The sequence below is a fragment of the uncultured Clostridium sp. genome, from assembly GCF_947036855.1.
GTDB lineage: Bacteria > Bacillota > Clostridia > Clostridiales > Clostridiaceae > Sarcina.
In genome coordinates, this window is the sequence record NZ_CAMQRY010000002.1 from 26565 (window position 1) to 49195 (window position 22631).

General features: G+C 30.1%; 21 protein-coding genes. All 21 read left to right on the plus strand.

The window, feature by feature from the left end:
* Positions 1-20 precede the first annotated feature (20 nt).
* The 21 genes from nrdR (at position 21) to pknB (ending at position 22531) form a co-directional block, all read left to right on the plus strand.
* Positions 21-473: a transcriptional regulator NrdR gene (gene nrdR, locus Q0V15_RS00700; protein WP_297435070.1), complete on the plus strand. Its 453-nt coding sequence runs from the start codon at positions 21-23 to the stop codon at positions 471-473.
* Positions 474-551: 78 nt separating this feature from the next.
* The gene (pgeF, locus tag Q0V15_RS00705) at positions 552-1256 is read left to right on the plus strand and encodes a peptidoglycan editing factor PgeF (protein ID WP_297435071.1); all 705 of its coding nucleotides are present in this window, start codon (positions 552-554) and stop codon (positions 1254-1256) included.
* A 46-nt stretch (positions 1257-1302) separates the two neighbouring features.
* Positions 1303-3027, plus strand: a complete 1725-nt coding sequence (locus Q0V15_RS00710; RefSeq protein ID WP_297435072.1) for a HAMP domain-containing sensor histidine kinase — start codon at positions 1303-1305, stop codon at positions 3025-3027.
* 261 nt (positions 3028-3288) lie between these two features.
* Positions 3289-4605 (plus strand): ribosome biogenesis GTPase Der, encoded by a 1317-nt coding sequence (gene der, locus Q0V15_RS00715; protein WP_297435073.1) that lies wholly within the window; start codon positions 3289-3291, stop codon positions 4603-4605.
* A 6-nt stretch (positions 4606-4611) separates the two neighbouring features.
* Complete coding sequence (locus tag Q0V15_RS00720) at positions 4612-5601, plus strand: NAD(P)H-dependent glycerol-3-phosphate dehydrogenase (protein ID WP_297435074.1); 990 nt, start codon at positions 4612-4614, stop codon at positions 5599-5601.
* A 118-nt stretch (positions 5602-5719) separates the two neighbouring features.
* The gene (gene spoIVA / locus Q0V15_RS00725; protein WP_297435075.1) at positions 5720-7201 is read left to right on the plus strand and encodes a stage IV sporulation protein A; all 1482 of its coding nucleotides are present in this window, start codon (positions 5720-5722) and stop codon (positions 7199-7201) included.
* A gap of 71 nt (positions 7202-7272) precedes the next feature.
* Positions 7273-7482, plus strand: a complete 210-nt coding sequence (locus Q0V15_RS00730; protein ID WP_297435076.1) for a hypothetical protein — start codon at positions 7273-7275, stop codon at positions 7480-7482.
* Positions 7483-7622: 140 nt separating this feature from the next.
* On the plus strand, positions 7623-8603 hold the full coding sequence (locus Q0V15_RS00735; RefSeq protein WP_297435077.1) for an asparaginase: 981 nt from the start codon (positions 7623-7625) through the stop codon (positions 8601-8603).
* 152 nt (positions 8604-8755) lie between these two features.
* The gene (locus Q0V15_RS00740; RefSeq protein ID WP_297435078.1) at positions 8756-10120 is read left to right on the plus strand and encodes an NCS2 family permease; all 1365 of its coding nucleotides are present in this window, start codon (positions 8756-8758) and stop codon (positions 10118-10120) included.
* Positions 10121-10253: 133 nt separating this feature from the next.
* Positions 10254-11138 carry a YicC/YloC family endoribonuclease gene (locus tag Q0V15_RS00745; RefSeq protein ID WP_297435079.1) on the plus strand — a complete coding sequence of 295 codons (885 nt, stop codon included), beginning with the start codon at positions 10254-10256 and terminating at the stop codon, positions 11136-11138.
* Positions 11139-11151: 13 nt separating this feature from the next.
* Positions 11152-11421: an extracellular matrix/biofilm regulator RemA gene (gene remA / locus Q0V15_RS00750; RefSeq protein WP_297435080.1), complete on the plus strand. Its 270-nt coding sequence runs from the start codon at positions 11152-11154 to the stop codon at positions 11419-11421.
* Positions 11421-12056 carry a guanylate kinase gene (gene gmk, locus Q0V15_RS00755; protein ID WP_297435081.1) on the plus strand — a complete coding sequence of 212 codons (636 nt, stop codon included), beginning with the start codon at positions 11421-11423 and terminating at the stop codon, positions 12054-12056. Before remA ends, gmk begins: the two co-directional genes overlap by 1 nt.
* A complete protein-coding gene (gene rpoZ, locus Q0V15_RS00760) occupies positions 12037-12282 on the plus strand; it encodes a DNA-directed RNA polymerase subunit omega (protein WP_297435082.1) in 246 nt (81 codons plus the stop codon). The genes gmk and rpoZ overlap by 20 nt, the downstream gene beginning before the upstream one ends.
* Positions 12275-13456, plus strand: coding sequence for a bifunctional phosphopantothenoylcysteine decarboxylase/phosphopantothenate--cysteine ligase CoaBC (gene coaBC / locus Q0V15_RS00765; protein ID WP_297435083.1), 1182 nt, complete (start codon positions 12275-12277; stop codon positions 13454-13456). Before rpoZ ends, coaBC begins: the two co-directional genes overlap by 8 nt.
* Positions 13457-13497: 41 nt before the next feature.
* On the plus strand, positions 13498-15690 hold the full coding sequence (gene priA / locus Q0V15_RS00770) for a primosomal protein N' (protein ID WP_297435084.1): 2193 nt from the start codon (positions 13498-13500) through the stop codon (positions 15688-15690).
* Positions 15691-15701: 11 nt separating this feature from the next.
* Positions 15702-16145, plus strand: a complete 444-nt coding sequence (gene def / locus Q0V15_RS00775; protein ID WP_297435085.1) for a peptide deformylase — start codon at positions 15702-15704, stop codon at positions 16143-16145.
* A 102-nt stretch (positions 16146-16247) separates the two neighbouring features.
* Complete coding sequence (gene fmt, locus Q0V15_RS00780) at positions 16248-17177, plus strand: methionyl-tRNA formyltransferase (protein ID WP_297435086.1); 930 nt, start codon at positions 16248-16250, stop codon at positions 17175-17177.
* A gap of 171 nt (positions 17178-17348) precedes the next feature.
* The gene (gene rsmB, locus Q0V15_RS00785) at positions 17349-18668 is read left to right on the plus strand and encodes a 16S rRNA (cytosine(967)-C(5))-methyltransferase RsmB (RefSeq protein ID WP_297435087.1); all 1320 of its coding nucleotides are present in this window, start codon (positions 17349-17351) and stop codon (positions 18666-18668) included.
* 13 nt (positions 18669-18681) lie between these two features.
* Complete coding sequence (rlmN, locus tag Q0V15_RS00790; protein WP_297435088.1) at positions 18682-19719, plus strand: 23S rRNA (adenine(2503)-C(2))-methyltransferase RlmN; 1038 nt, start codon at positions 18682-18684, stop codon at positions 19717-19719.
* Positions 19720-19737: 18 nt separating this feature from the next.
* Positions 19738-20457, plus strand: coding sequence for a Stp1/IreP family PP2C-type Ser/Thr phosphatase (locus Q0V15_RS00795; RefSeq protein WP_297435089.1), 720 nt, complete (start codon positions 19738-19740; stop codon positions 20455-20457).
* A 1-nt stretch (position 20458) separates the two neighbouring features.
* Positions 20459-22531: a Stk1 family PASTA domain-containing Ser/Thr kinase gene (gene pknB, locus Q0V15_RS00800; protein ID WP_297435090.1), complete on the plus strand. Its 2073-nt coding sequence runs from the start codon at positions 20459-20461 to the stop codon at positions 22529-22531.
* The last annotated feature ends 100 nt before the right edge of the window (positions 22532-22631 follow it).

Consider the following 22631-nt stretch of genomic DNA (forward strand, 5'->3'; position numbering starts at 1 on the left):
TAGAAAGGTGTGGATTGATAATGAAGTGTCCATATTGTCTTCATGAAGAAAGTAAAGTTGTAGATTCGAGGTCTGCAGATGATTATGCATCTATAAGAAGACGAAGAGAATGTTTAAAGTGTACGAAGCGATACACTACATATGAAAAGGTTGAAGATATACCAATTCTTGTTGTCAAAAAAGATGCAACAAGAGAGGCTTTTGATAAGGATAAAATACTAGCAGGACTTATTAAAGCGTGCCAAAAAAGACCTGTTTCAAGAAAGCAAATAGAAGAAGTTTCAGAGAGTATTGAAAAAACTGTTAGTAATAAAATGCTTACTGAAATAAGTTCTGATTATATAGGGGAATTAATAATGGAAAAACTTAAAGATATTGATGAAGTATCTTATGTTAGATTTGCCTCTGTATATAGACAATTTAAGGATATAAACACATTTATGGAAGAGATAAAGAGTTTAATGAAAGAATAGAGTAGAAGCATTCATATAATTTGGATGCTTCTACTTTAATTTAATTTAATTTAATTTTAAAAAGGGTGGTAGGGTAAAGTGGAAAAGATAATAATACAAAGTATGGAATTTTTGAAAATAAAGGATAAGAATATAAATATATTATTTTCAACAGCAAAAAATAATGTGTCATATAAACTTAAGGATATAAATACAATTAAGAATTTTGAAATGTTACAAGAAATATTTGATGTGAAAAAAGTAAACTATACAAATCAGGTTCATGGGGATAACATAATAAACTTAGATTTTAATGAAAGTATAGATAAAGAAGCTGATGGTCTTATAATATCAAAGGCAAATGAAATTTCTGGTGTGTTTACAGCTGATTGTGTTCCAGTTATAATTTATGATCCTGATAAAGAGGTTATAGCTACAGTTCATAGTGGGTGGAAGGGAACTATTTTAGATATAAGTAGACAGGCAGTAAATATATTAAAAGAGAAATACAAATGTGAAAATATAAATGTAGTGATTGGACCAGCAGTTGGAATTTGTTGTTATGAGGTAAGTGAGGAATTAGTTCAGAGGTTTAATGAAAAATATGGGGAGAGTATTTCAAAAGGAAGAATGCTTGATTTAAAGAAAGTAATTAGGGTTCAATTAGCTGATATAGTAAATGTGGATAAGATAATTGATTTAGATATTTGTACAAATTGTAGTGAAGATATAGAATTTTACTCTTATAGAAAGAAAAAAGAAGAGGCAGGAAGATTATTTTCATTTGCATTTATAGATAGTTAAAAACATTTATATGTAAAGATATTTTAGATTTACAGGGGGTGTAAATATGAAGAAAAAAATATTAACTTCTACGATAATTGTGATAGTATTTTCACTTGTTATAATGACAAGTTTTTATATTGTAATTTCAAATTATAAGTATATTGATCATTCAAAAAAAATGTTAAAAGAATATAATGAAGTAATAACATATTTTTTAGAAAATAATTCAAGCGATAGAGGCAGTGATTTAAAAGAGCTTAAGAAGTTATCAGTAATACCCAAAAATATTGCATTAAGAATAACTTATATGAGTAAAGATGGTGGTGTTTTATATGATTCATATAAAGATAATACAACTATGGATAATCACAAAAGCAGAGAAGAATTTATCCAAGCTCAAAAATATGGGAGTGGTGCATCTGTAAGGTTTAGTAAAACATTAAATGAAGAAACAATATATTATGCAACAAAACTTAGTGATGGCTCTGTTATACGAACTTCAGAAGTTATAAATAGTAGTGTTTTACTTAAAAATACTGATATGAAATATTATTTAACAGCACTTGCTATATCACTGATACTTGGTAGTATTATAGCTATTCGTATAACTAATAGCATAACCAAACCTATAAATGATTTGCAGTTTATAACTTCAAGGATAGCCTATGGTGATTTTCATAAAAGGGTTGAGATAAAAACTAAGGATGAACTTGGAAGTCTTGGTGATTCATTTAACCATATGGCAGATACTTTAGAACTTACATTAAAAGAGCTTATTAGTAACCAAAGTAGACTTACAGCGATTTTAAAAAGTATGGGGAGTGGAGTTATAGCAATTGATAAATATCATAAAGTAATAATGGTAAATCCTTATGTAAGGAAATTATTTAGCATAGTTATATCAGAAGATCAAATTAAAGGCATGAAAATTGAAGATATTGTAGCTGATAAGAATTTTATTGAAAGAATTTTAAATAAGGAAGATAATGTAGATATTAAACTTGATATGTATGGTGGTAAGCACATTAGAATTAGGACATCAGAACTTTTAGAGGGGGATGATGAAATGGGGATAGTTATAGTTATAGAAGATATAACAGATTATAAAACTCTTGAGAATATGAGAAGTGAGTTTGTAGCTAATGTATCTCATGAACTTAAAACACCAGTAACATCAATTAAGGGCTTTGCTGAAACACTTAAATATGTTGATGATACTGAAACTAGAAATAGATTCCTTGGGATTATAGAGGAAGAATCAGATAGGCTTACAAGACTTATTCAGGATATTCTAGCTCTTTATGACATAGAAAAGCAAGAGAACATAACAAAAGAGTTCTTTGATATAAATGAAATAACTAGCAGTGTAAAATTACTTACTATAAAAAATGCTAGAAGTCGTAATGTAAAATTAAATGTAGATGGTGAAATTAAAGAGCTGTTTTATGGTGATAAAGATAAATTTAAACAAATGGTATTAAATCTTGTTGATAATGCTATAAAATATTCGGGAGAAAATTCAAGTGTTAAATTAAAAATATATGAGGATTTAGATATGGTATATATTGATGTTGAAGATGATGGTGTGGGAATTAGTAAGGAACATTTAGATAGAATATTTGAAAGGTTTTATAGGGTTGATAAAGCAAGGTCTAGAGAAAAAGGTGGGACTGGACTTGGGCTTGCTATAGTTAAACATATAGTGAATAGTTTTAATGGTTATATAAATGTAGAAAGTGAAATTTCAAAGGGAACTAAATTTAAAATTTCATTACCAAAAAATATATAATTTAAAGATTGTGAAAGTTAGGTGTAAAAGCCTAGCTTTTTTTATTTAAGTATTAATAGTAAATAATTTTAAAATTAATCTAAAATACCTCAATAGTACGGTATTTAGTTGACTAGAATATAGAATTAATGTAATATAACATAATGATAACAAAATATGATTATGTTTTTTAATAGATTTAAATTTACATAAATTCACATAACTGTTTAAGTTATAACAAGAGATTAAAAGGTAATAAAATACCATAAGGAGGCGTAAGTAATGGGAAAACCAATAGTTGCGATTGTAGGAAGACCGAATGTAGGGAAATCTACTGTATTTAATAAAATAGCAGGTAAAAGAATATCTATCGTTGAAGATACTCCAGGAGTAACAAGAGATAGAGTTTATGCAGAAGCAGAATGGATAGCAAAACCATTCACAATGATTGATACAGGAGGTATAGAACCTCATAATAATGACTATATTGTTAAACAAATGAGAAGACAGGCACAGCTTGCAATGGAAATGGCTGATGTTATATTATTCATTGTTGACGGTAAAGAAGGAGTAACTCCAGCTGATAATGAAGTTGCTGGGATGCTTAGAAAAAGTAAGAAACCAGTAGTTCTTGCAGTAAATAAAATAGATAACTTAAAAGATGAAGATAATATGTATGAGTTTTATAGCTTAGGAATAGGTGAGCCTATAACTATTTCAGCAGCTCAAGGTAAAGGTCTTGGAGATATGCTTGATGATGTTGTTTCACACTTTGCACAAGTTGAAGAGGATGCATTTGATGAAGAGGTTGTTAATATAGCGCTTATAGGAAAGCCTAACGTTGGAAAATCATCACTAGTTAATAAACTTCTTGGTGAGGAAAGAGTAATTGTAAGTAATATTCCAGGTACAACTAGAGATTCTATCGATAGTTACATAGAGACAGAAAATGGGAAGTTCAATATAATTGATACTGCCGGACTTAGAAGAAGAAGTAAAATTAAAGAAGAAATTGAGAGATATTCAGTTGTTAGAACTTATGCTGCTATTGAAAGAGCTGATGTTTGTGTACTTATGATAGATGCACAAGAAGGTGTAACAGAGCAAGATGAGAGAATAATAGGATATGCTCACGAAATGCATAAAGCTATTTTTGTAATAGTTAATAAGTGGGATCTTATAGAAAAAGATGAGAAAACAATGAAGAATTATGAGTTAGATTTAAAAACTAACCTTAAGTTCTTAGCATACGCACCATTCTTATTTATATCAGCATTAACAGGGCAAAGAGTTCATAAGGTTTTAACTCTTGCACAAACTTGTTATTCTAACTACACAAAGAGAGTTGGAACAGGAATACTTAATGAAGTTATCAATAGAGCGGTACTTATAAAAGAACCACCAGTTGTTGGAATCAAAAGATTAAAAATCTACTATGCAACTCAAGTTGCTATAAAAGCACCTACATTTGTATTCTTTATAAATGATTATAGTGCATTACACTTCTCATATGCTAGATACTTAGAAAATCAAATAAGAGATGCTTTTGGTTTTGCTGGTACAGGTATCAAGATAGAATACAGAAATAAAAAGGAGTAGATATTTATGAATAAAACTACCTTTATAGGAGCAGGAAGCTTTGGAACATCACTTGCAATATTACTTGGTAATAAGAATATTACAGTATCTTTATGGGATAGAGATATAGATGTTGTTAATGAAATAAATAACAAAAGAACAAATGAGAAATATATAAAAGATTTAAAAATACCTGAAAAAGTTACAGCCTATAATAATATAGATGAAGCTTTAAAGGATAGTAAATTTATAGTTCTTGCAGTTCCATCTCATGTAATAAGATTAGTAGCTAGAAGCCTTAAGGGCAAGATAGAGCAAGATGCTATAATAATAAATATAGCAAAAGGTATAGAAGAAGGAACAAATAAAAGATTATCAGAGATAATTGAAGATGAACTTTCTGGGCACAATGTGGTAGTTTTATCAGGTCCTAGTCATGCAGAGGAAGTTGCACAGTCAATTCCTACAACTTTAGTTGCAAGCTCTAGAGATATGGTGAGTGCAGAAAAAGTACAGGATCTGTTCATGGATAAAAACTTTAGAATATATACTAATGATGATGTCATTGGTGTTGAAATAGGTGGAGCTGTTAAAAATATTATAGCTCTTGCAGCTGGTATAAGTGATGGAATAGGATATGGAGACAATTCTAAGGCAGCACTTATGACTAGGGGGATGTATGAGATAACTAAAGTAGGAATGGCACTTGGTGGTAAAGCTGAGACTTTTTATGGGTTAACTGGTATGGGAGATTTAATAGTAACCTGTACTAGTATGCATTCAAGAAATAGAAGAGCTGGTATATTAATAGGTCAAGGTAAAACTTTAGATGAAGCAGTTGAAGAAGTTGGAATGGTTGTAGAGGGTGTTAAAGCCTGTAGAGCTTTCCATGAACTTCAAAAAACTGTTGATGTATCTATGCCTATAACAGAGCTTTTATATGAAATTTTATTTGGTGGAGTTCCAGCAAAAGATGCTGTTAATCACCTAATGGAAAGAGATAAAAAAAGCGAATAATATTTAGTATAAGACTACTTTTTTTAGTAGTCTTATTTTTTTTATAAAAAATAGTATACTTTTGGGGATTTTATAATATATATATATTGATAATACTTTAATATAGGAGGATATATAGTTGGAAGGATTTAACATATATAAAGATATAGCTGAAAGAACTCAAGGTGATATATATGTAGGTGTTGTAGGACCTGTTAGAACTGGTAAATCAACATTTATAAAAAGATTTATGGATCTTATGGTATTACCAAATGTAGAGAATGCGTATAAAAAAGAAAGATTAAAAGATGAGTTACCACAAAGTGGCTCAGGAAAAACTATCCACACAACAGAACCTAAATTTATACCAAGCGAAGGTGCAGTAGAAATAAATTTAGAGGACGGTATAAAATTTAATGTAAGAATGGTGGACTGTGTTGGGTACATAGTCAAAGAAGCTCTAGGGTACTTAGAAGATGGAGAGTCAAAAATGGTAACAACATCATGGTATGATGATGAAATTCCATTTGAGGATGCAGCAGAGCTTGGGACAAGAAAAGTAATAACAGATCATTCTACAATAGGAATAATGGTTACAACAGATGGAAGTATCACAGGAATCGCAAGAGAAGATTACATTGATGCAGAGGAAAGAGTTATAAATGAGTTAAAACTTATAAATAAGCCATTTATAATTGTACTTAATTCTATAAAACCAAATGCAGAAGAAACTAAAGTGTTAAAAGTACAAATGGAAGAAGAATATAATGTTCCAGTACAGATAATGAATATAGCAAAGATGGATGCTGATAATGTAAATACTATATTTACAAAAGTGTTAAAAGAATTTAATGTAAAAGAAATAAATATTGATATGCCGGAGTGGATCGAAAAATTAGACCCAGGTCACTGGCTTAAAAGCAATTTTATGAATGTTGTTAAAGATATGTGTAAGAATATCTTTAAGGTAAGAGATATAAGTGAATGTCTTGGAAGATATAGTGATGAAGAATTCCTTGGAGTTGCTGAGATTTGTGAAATGAACCTTGGAAATGGTGAGGCAAGACTTACTATGAATCCACAAAAAGGAATATTCTATAAAATAATAAGTGAAATTTGTGAAAATGAATTAAAAGATGAAAGTGATCTTATAGCATTAGTTGAAAATCTTCATGTATCAAAGGTTGAATATGATAAAGTATGTGAAGCTATAAATGATGTTAAAGAGAATGGATATGGTTTAGTTACTCCACAACTTTCAGAAATAAAATTTGAAAAGCCAGATATGGATAAGCAAGGTTCAGGTTATGCAATAAAACTTAAAGCTAGTGCACCAAGTATCCATATGTTTAAGGCTAATGTTGAAACAGAAATTACACCTATAATGGGTAAAGAAAAAGAAACACAGGATTTATTTAAGACACTTCTTGAAGAGTTTGAAAATGATCCAGAAAAATTATGGCAGAGTAATGTTTTTGGAAAATCATTAGAAACACTTGTTAGAGATGGACTTCAAAATAAATTACAACAAGTTCCAGAAGCAACACAAGCAAAAATGAGAAAAGCACTTCAAAAAATTATAAATGAAGGTGATGGAAACTTAATCTGCTTTATATACTAAAATAAAATTAAAAAGAAATAGCGTTGGATGTAAATTCAACGCTATTTTAATATATTTAGGATGTGATAAGTATGCTAATAATTGATACGATAGTTAGAGAGTGTGAAATACTTGGATCGGCACTTGGATTTGGTGCTTTTGAAGGTGGAGTAATATATTTTTCACTATTAAGTGTTATTATTTTGAAGATTGTTGGGGCTATAAAGTCAACATTTGATGAAAAAAAGAAGAATAAAAGTAAATCAGATGATTTAAGTTTTAAAATTAAAGTTATAAAATAATGAGTGATAGAAGATTACATCGTATTAGGTGTAGTCTTTTATTTTGATATTAGAAGAATAGAAAAAAGTCGAAATATAAAGTATAATCTGAATATACATAAAATAATTAATTTTATAGTTTAAATATTCGGAGGTAAGATATGAAGAAGATAGCGATAATTTTTAATGGTGGAACAATTTCTATGACGGTTGATGAAAATATACAAGCAGCAGTACCTAATTTAACAGGGGAAGAGATTATGGCAAAAGTTACAGGGATAGAGCGATTTGCAAAAATAGAATCACATAATTTCTCTTCATTACCAAGCCCTCATATGACAGTAGAATTTATGCTTGAACTTGGAAAAAAAGTTGAGGAGCTTACAAATAGAGATGATATAGATGGTGTTGTTGTAACACATGGAACAGATACATTAGAAGAAACATCATTTTTAGTAGATTTAATGTTAAATACTAAAAAGCCAGTTATTTTTACAGGAGCTATGAGAAGTAGTTCAGAACTTGGGTATGATGGGCCTGCTAATTTAGCTGCATCTATATGTACTGCTGTATCAGAAGAAGCTTGGGGTAGAGGAGTACTTATTTGTTTTAATGGAGAATTAAATAGTGCAAAGGAGGTTACAAAAGCTAATTCTATGGCACTTAATGCATTTAGAACACCTAATTTTGGTCCAATAGGTATAGTTGATAATAATAGTGTTTTATTTTATAGAAAGGTTAAAGATAACGAATTTATAGATGTAGATGAAATAAACGAAAAGGTTGCGATAATAAAGTGTTGTGCTAGTGCTGATAGTGATTTTATTAATTTTGCAATTGATACAGGGTATAAAGGGATAGTTATAGAAGGACTTGGAAGAGGGAATGTTCCACCTACTATGGTTGAGGGGATACAAAGAGCAATAAATGAAAATATTCCTGTAATATTAACATCAAGATGCTTTGAGGGTAGAGTATTTGGTTCATATGGATATGATGGTGGTGGACAACAACTTAAAAATATGGGAGTAATATTTGGTGAGTCAATGCCAAGTCAAAAAGCAAGAATTAAACTTATATTAATGCTTAGTGCAGGGAAAACATTAAAAGAGATAGAAACTAGCTTTGAAAAAAGATACTAACAGATTAAATAGTTAATAAAGTGTAAAAACATTCGTGTTTATATAGACTTTAGGTATTTAGATAGGTATAATTATATTTATAGAAAGTTGAATGAGGATAAAATTTATATAAATACGAATAATTATTACTATTAAATATTTAGGGGGACAATATGGATAAGTTTTTAAATAGGTTTGGAGAAAATGTTAGTGTTAAAAAGGAGTTTGTAGCAGGGCTTACTAGTTTCCTTGCTATGGCATATATAATTGCAGTAAATCCATCTATACTTGGGGATGCAGGGATGGATCAGGGAGCACTTGTTACAGCAACTTGTTTATCAGCGGCATTAGGGTGTATGATAATGGGTTTTTATGCTAATCTACCATTTGGACTTGCAGCTGGAATGGGACTTAATGCATTTTTTGCATATTCGGTTGTTTTAGGTAAAGGAATTAGCTGGGAAGTAGCATTAACAGCAGTTTTTGTTGAAGGTATAATATTTATTTTATTATCATTATTTAAAATTAGAGAAGCTGCTATTAATTCTATACCTTTAAATTTAAAATATGCCGTAACAGGTGGAATTGGTATATTTATAGCATTTATAGGATTCTCAGGTGCAGGAATTGTTAAAGGGGATGAAGCAACACTTGTGAAAATGGGGAACTTCTTTAGTCCTACAGTACTAGTTGCAATTATAGGGCTTATAACAATTGCTGTTTTAGAAAAGAAAAAAGTTAAGGGAGCTCTTTTAATAGGTATAGTTGTATCAACACTTCTTGCATGGGGATATGCTCTTATTAATACAGAAGCCGCTGCGGCAATGGGAATATATTTACCAAATGGAATTTTTAAGTTTGAATCAATTGCACCTATAGCTGGAAAGTTAGACTTTTCATTTATGAGTAGTGCACAAGGAATATTAAACTTTATTATAATAGTATTTACTTTCTTATTTGTTGATTTCTTTGATACAATTGGTACTTTGATTGGAGTTTCATCAAGAGCAAATATGCTTGATAAAGATGGAAATGTACCTAATGCAGGTAAGGCACTTATGGCTGATGCAATAGCTACAACAGCAGGAGCTTTAATGGGAACATCTACTGTAACAACTTATGTTGAAAGTGCAGCAGGAGTAGAACAAGGTGGTAGAACAGGACTTACATCAATATTTATAGGGATGTTCTTCCTTATAGCAATGTTCTTCTCACCAATATTTATAGCTATTCCAGGATGTGCAACAGCACCGGTTCTTATATATGTTGGATATCTTATGATGGGAAATATAACAAAAATAGATTTTAATGATATAACAGAAGGATTACCATGTTTCTTAATAATTGTTTTAATGCCATTAACATATAGCATAGGTGATGGATTAACAATAGGAATATTGGTTTATGTAATATTAAATATAATAAATAATATGGTCAGTAAAGAAAAGAAAAAAATATCAGTAGCTATGAAAGTTTTGGCAGTGGTATTTACACTTAAACTTGCACTTCCAATTATTGAGAAAATTATTTTGGGTTAAAAAGTACCCACCACAAAATGTGGTGGGTTTATTTATATTAAATTAATTGTTAATTTTATGTGAACAAACCATTGATATTAGTGGGGTTATCAAGTAGAATTAATAGAGGTTATAAAAAAGGAGGTGCTAGCTAATGATAAAAAGCATGACAGGATTTGGAAGAGCTGCTTCAGATGAAGGAAGAGATAAAGTTTTTTCAATAGAAGTAAAGAGTGTTAACCATAGATATTTAGATATAAATATTAGAATGCCAAAGTCTATGTTTTCTTTAGAAGAAAAAATGAGAAGAAAAGTAAAGGAAACTTTAAGTAGAGGAAAGGTTGATATATTTATAAACTATAAAAATTATGCTAAAGCAGATGCAGTTGCAAAAGTAAATTTAGATTTTGCAAAAACATATGTAGATGCATTAACTAGTTTAAGAGAAGCGTTTCCAAGTATAAAGGATGACCTTAGCTTATCACTTATTTCTAAACACCCAGATATCATTTTAATAGAAGAAAAAGAAGAAAATCTAGAAAATGTTTGGAGTGAGATAGAATCACTACTAGATAAAAGCTTAGATGGCCTTTTAGCTATGAGAAGATTTGAAGGGAATAAGCTCAAAGAAGATATTGTTTCAAAAACACATGAAATAGAAAGACTTGTTAAAGTAATAGATGAAAATGCAGATACTTTAGTAGTAAATTATAAAACAAAGCTTGAAGACCGTATAAAAGATTTACTTAGTGGTGTTCAAATTGATGAGAGTAGAATTGCTATGGAAATTGCAATGTTTGCAGATAAAGTTGCTGTAGATGAAGAAATTACAAGACTTAACAGTCATATAAATCATTTAAGAGAAACATTAGAAATTTCAGAGCCGATAGGTAGAAAACTTGATTTTATAATGCAAGAGATGAACAGAGAAGCTAATACAATTGCTTCAAAGTCGACTGATTTGAATATAACTAACAAAGTTATAGATATAAAAAACATATTAGAAAAGATTAGAGAGCAAGTTCAAAATATTGAATAAAAGGAGGATGAATATGGGTATAAAGTTAATAAACATAGGTTTTGGAAATATAGTTTCAGCTAATAGATTAGTTGCAATAGTAAGTCCAGAATCAGCACCTATAAAAAGAATCATACAAGAAGCTAGAGATAGAGGTATGCTTATAGATGCAACTTATGGAAGAAGAACAAGAGCTGTTATCATTACTGATTCAGATCATGTTATTTTATCAGCAGTACAACCTGAAACAGTTGCACATAGATTATCAACTAAAGAAGATTCAGTTGAAGAGGTTGATGAATAGTGGTAGATAATAAAGGTGTACTTATAGTGATTTCAGGTCCATCAGGAGCTGGGAAAGGAACTATTTGTGAAGCCTTACTTGAAAAGCATGAAGAAATTGTTTTATCAGTTTCTGCAACAACAAGAAGTCCTAGAAAAGGAGAAGTAGATGGTGTTAACTATCATTTCTTAAGCAAGGAAACTTTTGTTAGCAGAATAGAAGAAGAAGATTTTTTAGAACATGCACAGGTTTATGGAAATTATTATGGAACACCAAAGTCTGATGTTCAAAAAATACTAGACTCAGGTAGAGATGTAATTTTAGAAATAGATATACAAGGTGCTTTAAAAGTTAAAGAGCAATCAAATGAAGGTGTGTTTATATTTATATTACCACCATCAATGGAAGAACTTAAGCAAAGGATTATAAAAAGAGGGAGTGAAACTCCTGAAAGTTTAATGACTAGATTTAAGTCAGCTTATAAAGAGATTAACTATGTATCAAAATATAATTATGCTGTAGTTAATGATACTGTTGAACGTGCAGTAGAAAAAATAGAAGGTATTCTTCTTGCTGAAAAATGCAGGGTAGATAGATTAAAAGAAACAATTCTAGATAATAAGGAGGATTTAATACATGAAGAACTCTATGATTAGTCCATCAGTAGTGGAACTTTTAGAAAAGGTGGATAACAGATATTCACTAGTAATAATAAGCTCAAAAAGAGCAAGACAAATAATAGACGGTGCAGAGCAACTTCAAAAAGTTGAATCAAATAAACCTCTAAGCATAGCTATAAGAGAAGTAGAACAACAATCTGTAACAGCTGAAAATATGGAATATGAAGATGAAATGATTGGGAAATTAAGAAAGTATGATTAAAAAATGCGTTTTAGTTGGAGTCACAGGTGGGATTGCAGCGTATAAAGCATTAGATGTTATAAGCAAGCTTAGAAAAGCAGAGGTAGAAGTTAGAGTTATAATGACTAAATCTGCAACAGAGTTTGTTACACAATTATCATTTCAATCAATGAGTCAAAATATGGTTATTACAGATATGTTTTTAGAGCCTAAGGCTTGGGAAATACAACATATTTCTCTTGCTCAAAGAGCGGACCTTGTACTTATAGTTCCAGCAACAGCTAATATAATTGGAAAAGTTGCAAATGGAATAGCAGATGACATGTTATCAACAACTATTATGGCTACTAAGGCACAGGTGGTATTTGCACCTGCTATGAATACAAATATGTATGAGAATAGAATAGTTCAAGATAATATTAAAAAGCTTACACAGTATGGTTATAAGTTTATAGAACCAGCAAGTGGAAGACTTGCATGTGGTGATATAGGAAAAGGAAAACTTGCTGATACAGATGATATTGTAGAAGATGTTTTAAGTAGATTATATGAAAATAAGGATTTACAGGGTCAAAATATTATTGTAACAGCAGGGCCAACAAAAGCAGAGATAGACCCAGTTAGGTTTATAACAAATAAATCAACAGGGAAAATGGGCTATGAAATAGCAAAAGAAGCAAGAGATAGAGGTGCAAATGTAACCTTAATTTCTGGAACAGATGCTCTTAAAAGACCATGTAATGTTGAATTTGTAAAAATAAATACAAATGAAGAAATGTATAATGAGGTTATAAAAAGATTTGATGATGCAAATATAGTTATCAAAGCTGCAGCAGTTGCTGATTATAAACCAAAAGAATACAGTAAGAAAAAAATTAAAAAACAAGAGGGCGATTGGTCTTTAGCTCTAGAAAGAGATAGAGATATACTTAAAACTCTTGGAAGTAAAAAGAATAAACAAATTTTAGTTGGATTTGCAGCAGAGAGCAATGATTTAATTGAGAATGCAGTAAAGAAATTAAAAAATAAAAATTTAGACTACATAGTTGCAAATGATATTTCATCAACTGTAACTGGTTTTGGATCAGATGAAAATAAGGTTACTATAATTTCTGAAAATGAAAAGATAGACCTTTCTCAGATGAGTAAAAGAGATGTAGCAAAAAATATTTTTGATATAATAAATAGGCGCTAATTTGCGCCTTTTTGTTTATAAAAGATTAAAGGTGAATTAATATGGATTTATATGCAGATATAATTGTAAATAGTGATGCAGTAACAATAGATAAGCCATTTAGTTATAAAGTTAAAGATGAACTTTTTGATATAATAAAGCAAGGACATAGAGTGAGAGTTCCATTTGGTTTTGGAAATAGAACAATTGAGGGCTTTATTTTATCTTTATATGAAGAAGAAAAAAATGATAATATAAAATATAAATATATATCATCAATTTGTGATGATAAGCCATTACTTAATAAAGAAAGTTTAATGTTAGTTGAATTTTTACGAAGAAAATATCTTTGTAAATACATAGATGCACTTAGAATAATGATACCACCTAAAATACTTAGTGGTAATAAAGAAAAAACTAAACAAGTTGTAGTAATAAAAGATTATAGATTTGATTTAACTATAAAGCAGACAGAGGCTTTAGATATTATTAGAGAAAATAATGGATTATATACTAAAAGTGAGCTAATGAAAAAATTTAATATAGGCGCACATATTATAAAGAAACTTGTTGAAAGTGATGCTGTAGAAGTAAGCATTCAAAAAGTTGATAGAAGTAATAAAAAAGAATTTGAAAATTATCCAGCAAAAAAGCTTACAGATGATCAAGAAAATGCATATTATAAAGTGCTAAGAAGTAATAAAACTTGTTTGCTAAAAGGTGTTACAGGTAGTGGTAAAACAGAGGTTTATATGAATCTTGTAAGTTCTATGTTGTTTGAAGATAAAGAATCACTTATATTAGTTCCAGAAATTTCACTTACACCTCAAATGATTGAACGGTTTAAAGGAAGGTTTGGAAGTGATATAGCCATATTTCATAGTAGACTCTCAGATGGAGAAAGGTATGATCAATGGTATAGAATAAAAAATGGTGAAGTTAAGGTTGCTATAGGAGCTAGGTCTGCTATATTTTTACCATTTAGAGAACTTGGAATAATAATAATAGATGAAGAACATGAAAGTACGTATAAATCAGAAATGAGTCCTAGATATAATACAATAGAAGTTGCTAACTTTCTAAAGGGATTAACAGGATGTAAAGTGCTTTTAGGTACAGCAACGCCTAGTCTTGATAGTTATTATAAGACAATAAAAAAAGAGTATGAATTGATAGAACTAAGAGAAAGAATTGGTGGAAGACCTCTTCCTAAAGTAGAACTTGTTGATATGAGAGAAGAACTTTCAGCGGGAAATAAAACTATGTTTAGTAGAGTTTTATATAATAAGATAAAAGAAAAACTTGAAAAAAAAGAACAGATAATACTTTTCTTAAATAGAAGAGGGTATTCAAGCTTTGTATCTTGTAGAAAGTGTGGATTTGTTTATACTTGTGATAGTTGTGATATATCAATGACATACCATAGTAGTGGAAAGATGATTTGTCATTATTGTGGTAAATCAAAGAAGCTAGATAATGCTTGTCCGAAATGTAGTAGTAAATATTTAAAGCACTTTGGAACTGGAACTGAAAAAGTAGAACAGGCAGTAAATAAATACTTTAAAGATGCTAGAGTTGTAAGGATGGATGTAGATACAACTAGAAAGAAAGATTCACATGAAATTCTTTATAATAAGTTTAAAAATCAGGAAGCAGATATTTTAATAGGAACACAGATGATAGCTAAAGGTTTTGATTTTGAGAATGTTACTCTTGTTGGTGTTCTTGCAGCAGACCTTGGGGTTAACTTCCCAGATTATAGAGCAGGAGAAAAAAGTTTTCAAATCATAACACAAGTTAGTGGAAGAGCAGGTAGAGCAGATAAAAAAGGTGAGGTTATAGTTCAAACTTATAACCCAACACATTATTCACTTGAATATGCTAAAACAGCTAATTATGAATCATTTTTTAAAAATGAACTTATGATTAGAAAAGCTATGGAATATCCACCTTTTTCAAAGCTTATGGTAATAAATCTAGGAAGTGTATTTGAATCAATGCTTATAGATTTTTCAAGAAAATTGCAAAGAGAATTAAACGTTATGTTGAAAAATGAAAGTGGAGTTTTAGTTTATGAAGCAGCTCAATCAGTTGTTTCAAAAATTAAAGATACTCATAGGTGGCAGATACTTATAAAAGGTAATATAAATGATTATAATGCAGAACTTATAAAAAATAAGGTTTATAAGTTGACGCAAGGTGTATATAATAAAATTAGAGTTGTTATGGATATTAATCCAAACAATTTGATGTAGGAGGTAAAGTTATGGCATTAAGAACTGTAAGGGTTGATGAAGATCCGATATTAAGAAAGATTAGTAAAGAGGTTAAGGAGATAACTCCAAGAACTTCTATTTTAATACAAGATATGATAGATACAATGGTAGAACTAAATGGAGTAGGTCTTGCAGCTGTGCAAGTTGGTATTCTTAAAAGAATATTTATTGTTGATATACAAGATGGAGCTGGATATAAAGTTTTTGTAAATCCTGAAATAATAGAAAATGAAGGTGTAGAAATTGGCCTTGAAGGTTGTCTTAGTTTACCAGGAAGAACTGGAGATGTAGCTAGGTCAAAAAGTATAACTATAAAAGCTATGAATGAAAAGGGTGAAGATTTTGAACTTATAGCATCAGGGTTTTTAGCTAGAGCAATTCAACATGAGAATGATCATTTAAATGCTAAATTATTTATAGACCATATAAAATAAAAAGAGTTCAGTAGGATTAAGTATTCTACTGAATGTTTTTTAGGAAAATAAACTTTAATAATTAAAAAAATATAATTATCTGATATCATAGGAGGAAAAAATATGAATATAGTATTTATGGGTACACCAGATTTTGCAGTACCATCATTAAAAGCACTAATAGATGAATTTGGAGTAAAGGCAGTATACACACAGCCAGATAGACCAAAAGGTAGAGGGAAAAAATTATCTATAACACCAGTAAAAGAACTTGCACTTGAACACAATATTGAGGTGTTTCAACCAGAAAGCTTAAGAAAAGAACCAGAAGCAGTTGCAAAACTTAAAGAAATGAAACCAGATTTTATTATAGTAGTAGCATTTGGACAAATACTTCCAAAAGAGGTTTTAGAAATACCAAAGTATGCTTGTATAAACTTACATGGTTCATTACTTCCAAAGTATAGAGGTGCAGCACCAATACAGTGGAGTGTAATAAATGGTGAGAAATTCGCCGGAAATACAACAATGCTTATGGATGTAGGTCTTGATACAGGTGATATGCTTTTAACAAATAAAGTTGAAATAACAAGATTTATGACAGCTAGCGATTTGTATGAAGAGCTTAAAGGTTCAGGAGCAGGACTTTTAGTTGAAACTATTAATAAAATGATTAAAAATGAAATAACACCAATAAAGCAAAATGATGATGAGAGTACATATGCATCAATGCTTAATAAAGAAATGGCTAAAATTGATTGGTCAAAATCAGCACAGGAGATTCATAATCACATAAGAGGTCTTAACTCTTGGCCAATGGCAACAACAAGTCTTGGAGATAAAGTAATAAAGATTCATGAAAGTGATTATATAGAAGAAAATTCAGATGCAGCAGCAGGAACAATTATAGAAGCTAGTAAAATAGGAATACAAGTAGCAACAGGCAATGGGATTTTAATAATTAAAAAACTTCAAATGCCAAATGCTAAGCCATTAAAAGTACAGGATTTCTTAAATGGAAATACTATTGAGTTAAACACAAAATTAGTTTAATAAACTTTAAAATTAATATAAGTCTTAGAGATAATAGCTTATATTAATTTTAAATAAAAGATATGTTATACTAATATAAGTAAGTGTAGTATAAAAACTTATAGTTACATAATAAAAAGGAAGAATATTTTAGTTGGTAAAACAATAAAATTAAGAATAGAGGTAAAAATTATGAATATGAGAAAAGTAATTGTAGAGATATTAGATGAAGTTTTTTATAGAGGAGCATACTCTAATATTGAGTTAAACAAAAGATTAAATAACATAGTTGCAGAAGCAAATGACAAAGGACTTGTAACAGAAGTTGTTTATGGTACTATAAAGTACAAAAAAACAATAGATATAATATTAGAGAGTTTTGTTAAATCAATAGACTCTATAGATAAAAATGTACTTAACATATTAAGAAGTGCTATATATCAAATGAGATACTTAGATAGAGTTCCAGATTATGCTATAGTAAACGAAGCTGTAAACTTATCAAAAGAAAGAGCAAAAAACTTAAGTAGTTTTGTAAATGGAGTTTTAAGAAACTATCTAAGAAATAAAGATAAGAAGTTTGAAGGTAGACTATCAGGAACACAAAAACTAGCTTATGAATATTCATTTGAAAAATGGATGATAGACCTTTTAGTTGGGCAGTATGGACTTGAAACAACTACAAAAATGCTTGCAGGTTTTAATGAAAGACCAGCAGTTACAGTTAGAGTTAATAGCCTTAAAGCTGATTATGATGATGTTTTAGAAACTTTAGAAGAGCAAGGATATGATGTAGAAGAGGGATATATATGCCCAGAAGCTATAACAATCAGAAAAGGAAGCTCAATAGAAAGAAATGAACTATATCAACAAGGATTAATAACAGTTCAAGATGAGAGTGCAATGCTTGTAGCTCCATTATTAGATCCTAAAGAAGGGGATGTAGTAATGGATTTATGTAGTGCGCCAGGGGGTAAAGCTACTCATTTAAGTGAACTTTTAATGAATACAGGGGAAGTTCATGCATTTGATATATATGAGCATAAATTAAGACTTATACAAGAAAATATAGATAGACTTGGAATTACAAATATAGAAATGGGAATTATGGATGCAGTTAAACTTAACGGTAAGTATATTAACTTTGCTGATAAGATACTACTTGATGTTCCATGTTCAGGTCTTGGAATCATAAGAAAGAAACCAGAAATAAAATGGACTAAAAATGGTAGAGAACTACAACAAATAGCTAGAACACAAATACAGATTTTAAATAATGCCTGGGAATATTTAAAGACTGGTGGAGAACTTGTTTATTCAACTTGTACTTTAAATAAAAGAGAAAATGAAGATGTAATAGAAAGATTCATGGGTAGAAATAAAGACGCTAGTGTAGAAAAGGTATTTATTGGTCAAAATGATAATATCATATATAATGGTGATGGAAGTGTTACTATATTACCAAATGAATATATGGACGGTTTCTTCATGGTAAAACTAAAGAAAAACTAATGGAGGATTAAAAATGAAAGATATATTATGTATGAACCTTAAAGAGTTACAAACTTGGATGGGGGAAAATGGTGAGAGTAAATTTCGTGCAAAGCAAGTTTTTGATTGGATATATAAAGATAAAGATAGCTTTGATGATATGAAAAACTTACCAGAGAGTACAAAACAAAAGTTAAATAAAGATTTTTATCTAGAATATCCAGAGGTTATTGGTAACTTTAAATCAATGACAGATGGAACAAGAAAGTATTTACTTACACTTGCGGATGAAAATATAATTGAATGTGTTGTTATGAAGCATAAACATGGAAACACAATATGTGTAACAACACAAGTTGGATGTAGAATGGGATGTAAATTCTGTGCTTCAACTATAGATGGAAGAATTAGAAACTTATCATCAGGTGAAATACTTGCACAAGTTATAGTGGCTACTAAACTTTTAGGTGAGAGAATTTCAAATATTGTTTTAATGGGAAGTGGAGAGCCACTTGATAATTATGATGAGGTTATGAAGTTTTTAGAACTTGTAAATGCAGACTACGGTCTTAATATAGGACAAAGACACATTACATTATCAACTTGTGGAATTGTACCTAGAATTAAAGATATGGCTGATAAAGAAATGCAAGTTGGGCTAGCTATTTCACTTCACTCAGTGACGGATGAAAGTAGAAAGCAAATAATGCCAATAGCAAATAAGTATTCTATAAAAGAGTTACTTGATGCATGTAGGTACTATATTGAAAAAACTAATAGAAGAGTTACGTTTGAATATGCATTATTAAAAGGTATAAATGATAATGTTGACATTGCAAATGCTCTAGGGAATTTATTAAAAGGGATGCTTTGTCATGTTAATTTAATACCAGTAAATGAAATAAAAGAAAATGATTTTAAAAAGCCATCTAAAGAAGATATAGAATTATTTAGAGGAGTTTTAGATTCGTATGGGGTAGAGGCAACTATAAGACAAGAAAAAGGTGCTGACATTGATGCAGCTTGTGGGCAACTTAGAAGAAGTCATATAGAAAAAAATAAAGAGGCCTAAAAGGAGAATGGTTTATTTATGGTGGGATTTGTAACTGATATAGGAAATGTTAGACAAATTAATGAGGATTATGGAGATTACCAATTAAGTGGAAAGTATAAATTATTTATTGTTGCAGATGGTATGGGTGGTCATAATGCTGGAGAAGTAGCAAGTAAAATGGCAGTTGAGGGCTTAATTAAATTTGTGGAAGAAAATTATGGTGAAATAGCAGATAGTGAAATATTAATAGAAGCAGTAGCTGAAGTTAATTATGATATATATATACACTCTAAAAGGGCAAATAATCTTTCGGGGATGGGGACTACTATAGCAGCAGCTTTTGTAACAGATGAATGTATAAGAGTGATAAATATAGGTGATAGTGTTTGTTATGGGATTGATACGGAGTGTATTGATAAAATAACAAAAGATCATTCATTAGTACAAGAGTTATTGGATGCTGGTAGTATAAGTGTGGAAGAAGCTAGGAATCATCCAAGGAAAAATATAATAACAAGAGCTGTAGGAACTAATATAAGAGTTGAAGTAGATCAATTTACTGTTCCAAAAAATGTTTACAAGTATTTAATGTTATGCACTGATGGGCTTAGCAATGAAGTTAGTGAAAATGATATTTTTAATGAGATAAAAGGAACTGATGACATAAAAATATCAAGTAATAGATTAGTTGATATGGCTAAAACTGCAGGTGGAAAAGATAATATAACAGTTCTTGTTTTTGGAGGAGAGAATTAGTATGGAGTATAAAGTATTAGGAGATAGATATAAGCTTATAGGAAAAGCTGGAGAAGGCGGGATGGCTGTTGTTTATAAAGCGACAGATTTAAAACTTAATAGAGCCGTTGCCCTTAAAATACTTAAAGATACATTTAAGGAAAATGACCAAATAATAAAAAAGTTTAAAGCTGAAGCGATGGCAGTAGCCATGCTTTCTAATCCCAATATAGTAAATGTTTTTGATGTTGGTTCAGAAGATGGGATAAATTATATTGTTATGGAATTTATAGAGGGTAAAACTTTAAAGGATATAATAATAGAAAAAGGTCAACTACCAGTAGATGTTGCTATAAGGGTTGCTATAAAAGTTAGTACAGCGCTAGAATGTGCTCATAAGAATAATATAGTTCATAGAGATATAAAGCCACATAATATATTGGTTACATCTGATGGAACTGTAAAAGTTACTGATTTTGGAATAGCAAAATCTATGGATTCTTCAACAATTGCACATACTAATACAATAATAGGATCAGCACATTATTTTTCACCAGAGCAAGCTAAAGGTGGGTATATGGACTTTAAAACAGATATATATTCACTTGGTGTTGTAATGTATGAAATGCTTACTGGGCAAGTGCCGTTTGATGGTGATACACCTGTTACAGTAGCATTAAAACATATACAAGAACCAGTAGTTCCACCAGTAAATTTAAATAATAAGATTCCAAGTAGTTTAAATAATTTAATTTTAAGGTGTTTAGAAAAAGATCCAGATAGAAGATATAGTACGGCTAAAGAAGTTACGACAGATTTAGATAGTATAAAGGATAATCCAAATAAGACATTAAAAGGTCAAGTGGATGAAGATCAATATACTAGAATTTTAAATCCTGTTGATTTAGATAAAACTACTATAATAAATAGGGATGCTGAGGATTTTATTATTGATGAGAATTTGATGGATTCAAATGATATATATGAAGATGATGATTATGAAGATGATGATTATGAAGAGTATGATAATAGAGAGGCAAAGAAAAAAGTAACTAAGCCTAAGACTGTTAGTAAAAGTAGGACAGGATTTGTTGTTGCACTAGTAGCTGTCTTAGTAATTGTTGGTGGTGCATTTATAGGTATAAAAGCTGCTAGTAGAAGTGATGGTGGAAATAATTCTAATACAAATCAAGAACAGGTAGCAAATGTAGAACTTCCAGACTTAACTGGTTCAACAGTTAAAGATGCAACGGCTAGACTTAGTGAACTTGGGCTGAAATTCGAACAAATATTAGAAAATAATAATACAGTAAATGCTGGAACTGTTTTTAAAACAGAACCTGCGATGAACACTAGTATTCCTAGTGGTGACACTGTTAAGTTATATATTAGTAAAGGTGTTAAAACTATAAACATTCCAGATTTACAAGCTATGAGTAAAAATGCAGCTACAAGAACTGTAGAAGATTTAGGTCTTGAAGTTGGAGAAGTTACACAAATGTATAGTGATAATATAGCAAAAGGGCAGGTTATTAGAACATATCCAGCAACAGGAAATGAAGTTGCAGAGGGGACGGCTATAGATTTAATAGTTAGTAAGGGAAAAGAAGTTAAAACAGTGGAGATACCAAATGTTGAACAGAAATCTCTAGCAGATGCAACTAATATTTTAGAAGGTTTAGGATTTTCAGTTAAAGCTACAAAAGGATTAGAAGCTAGTGATGCTACTAAGAATGGATTGGTATATGAACAAAATCCAGTGGGATATACAGTGAAAGAAGGAACAGTTATTACAATAACATATTATGATAACTTTAAGGAAGGTGAAAAACCTGATGTACCAGTTCCACCAACACCAGAAAATCCAGATGTAAAACCAGAACCTGAAAAACCTGTTACACCAACAGTAGATCCAAATGCAACAGAGGTAATGATTCCGAATGTTGTAGGTCAAAGTACTGCAAGTGCGAAGAGTACGCTTGAGGCACTTGGGCTAAAGGTATATGTTAATGGTTCGGGAGCAACTGTAAAAAGTCAAACGTGGGTAGCTGGTAGACCAGCACCAAAAGGTTCAACAATAAATATAGGAACTTAATAAAATTTAAAGAAATCCAAGAATTTATTCTTGGATTTCTTGCTTTTTGTGTCATGTTTTGTTTATTATAAGATAAGAGAAAAAATAAAATGCGTAAAAA

Coding starts and splice junctions, on each gene's coding strand:
- Q0V15_RS00710 (WP_297435072.1), top strand. CDS start 1,303: ATGAAGAAAAAAATATTAACTTCTACGATAATTGTGATAGTATTTTCA.
- Q0V15_RS00735 (WP_297435077.1), top strand. CDS start 7,623: ATGAAGAAGATAGCGATAATTTTTAATGGTGGAACAATTTCTATGACG.
- priA (WP_297435084.1), top strand. CDS start 13,498: ATGGATTTATATGCAGATATAATTGTAAATAGTGATGCAGTAACAATA.
- rlmN (WP_297435088.1), top strand. CDS start 18,682: ATGAAAGATATATTATGTATGAACCTTAAAGAGTTACAAACTTGGATG.
- Q0V15_RS00730 (WP_297435076.1), top strand. CDS start 7,273: ATGCTAATAATTGATACGATAGTTAGAGAGTGTGAAATACTTGGATCG.
- pknB (WP_297435090.1), top strand. CDS start 20,459: ATGGAGTATAAAGTATTAGGAGATAGATATAAGCTTATAGGAAAAGCT.
- Q0V15_RS00720 (WP_297435074.1), top strand. CDS start 4,612: ATGAATAAAACTACCTTTATAGGAGCAGGAAGCTTTGGAACATCACTT.
- remA (WP_297435080.1), top strand. CDS start 11,152: ATGGGTATAAAGTTAATAAACATAGGTTTTGGAAATATAGTTTCAGCT.
- Q0V15_RS00745 (WP_297435079.1), top strand. CDS start 10,254: ATGATAAAAAGCATGACAGGATTTGGAAGAGCTGCTTCAGATGAAGGA.
- nrdR (WP_297435070.1), top strand. CDS start 21: ATGAAGTGTCCATATTGTCTTCATGAAGAAAGTAAAGTTGTAGATTCG.
- fmt (WP_297435086.1), top strand. CDS start 16,248: ATGAATATAGTATTTATGGGTACACCAGATTTTGCAGTACCATCATTA.
- coaBC (WP_297435083.1), top strand. CDS start 12,275: ATGATTAAAAAATGCGTTTTAGTTGGAGTCACAGGTGGGATTGCAGCG.
- def (WP_297435085.1), top strand. CDS start 15,702: ATGGCATTAAGAACTGTAAGGGTTGATGAAGATCCGATATTAAGAAAG.
- der (WP_297435073.1), top strand. CDS start 3,289: ATGGGAAAACCAATAGTTGCGATTGTAGGAAGACCGAATGTAGGGAAA.
- rpoZ (WP_297435082.1), top strand. CDS start 12,037: ATGAAGAACTCTATGATTAGTCCATCAGTAGTGGAACTTTTAGAAAAG.
- Q0V15_RS00740 (WP_297435078.1), top strand. CDS start 8,756: ATGGATAAGTTTTTAAATAGGTTTGGAGAAAATGTTAGTGTTAAAAAG.
- rsmB (WP_297435087.1), top strand. CDS start 17,349: ATGAATATGAGAAAAGTAATTGTAGAGATATTAGATGAAGTTTTTTAT.
- Q0V15_RS00795 (WP_297435089.1), top strand. CDS start 19,738: ATGGTGGGATTTGTAACTGATATAGGAAATGTTAGACAAATTAATGAG.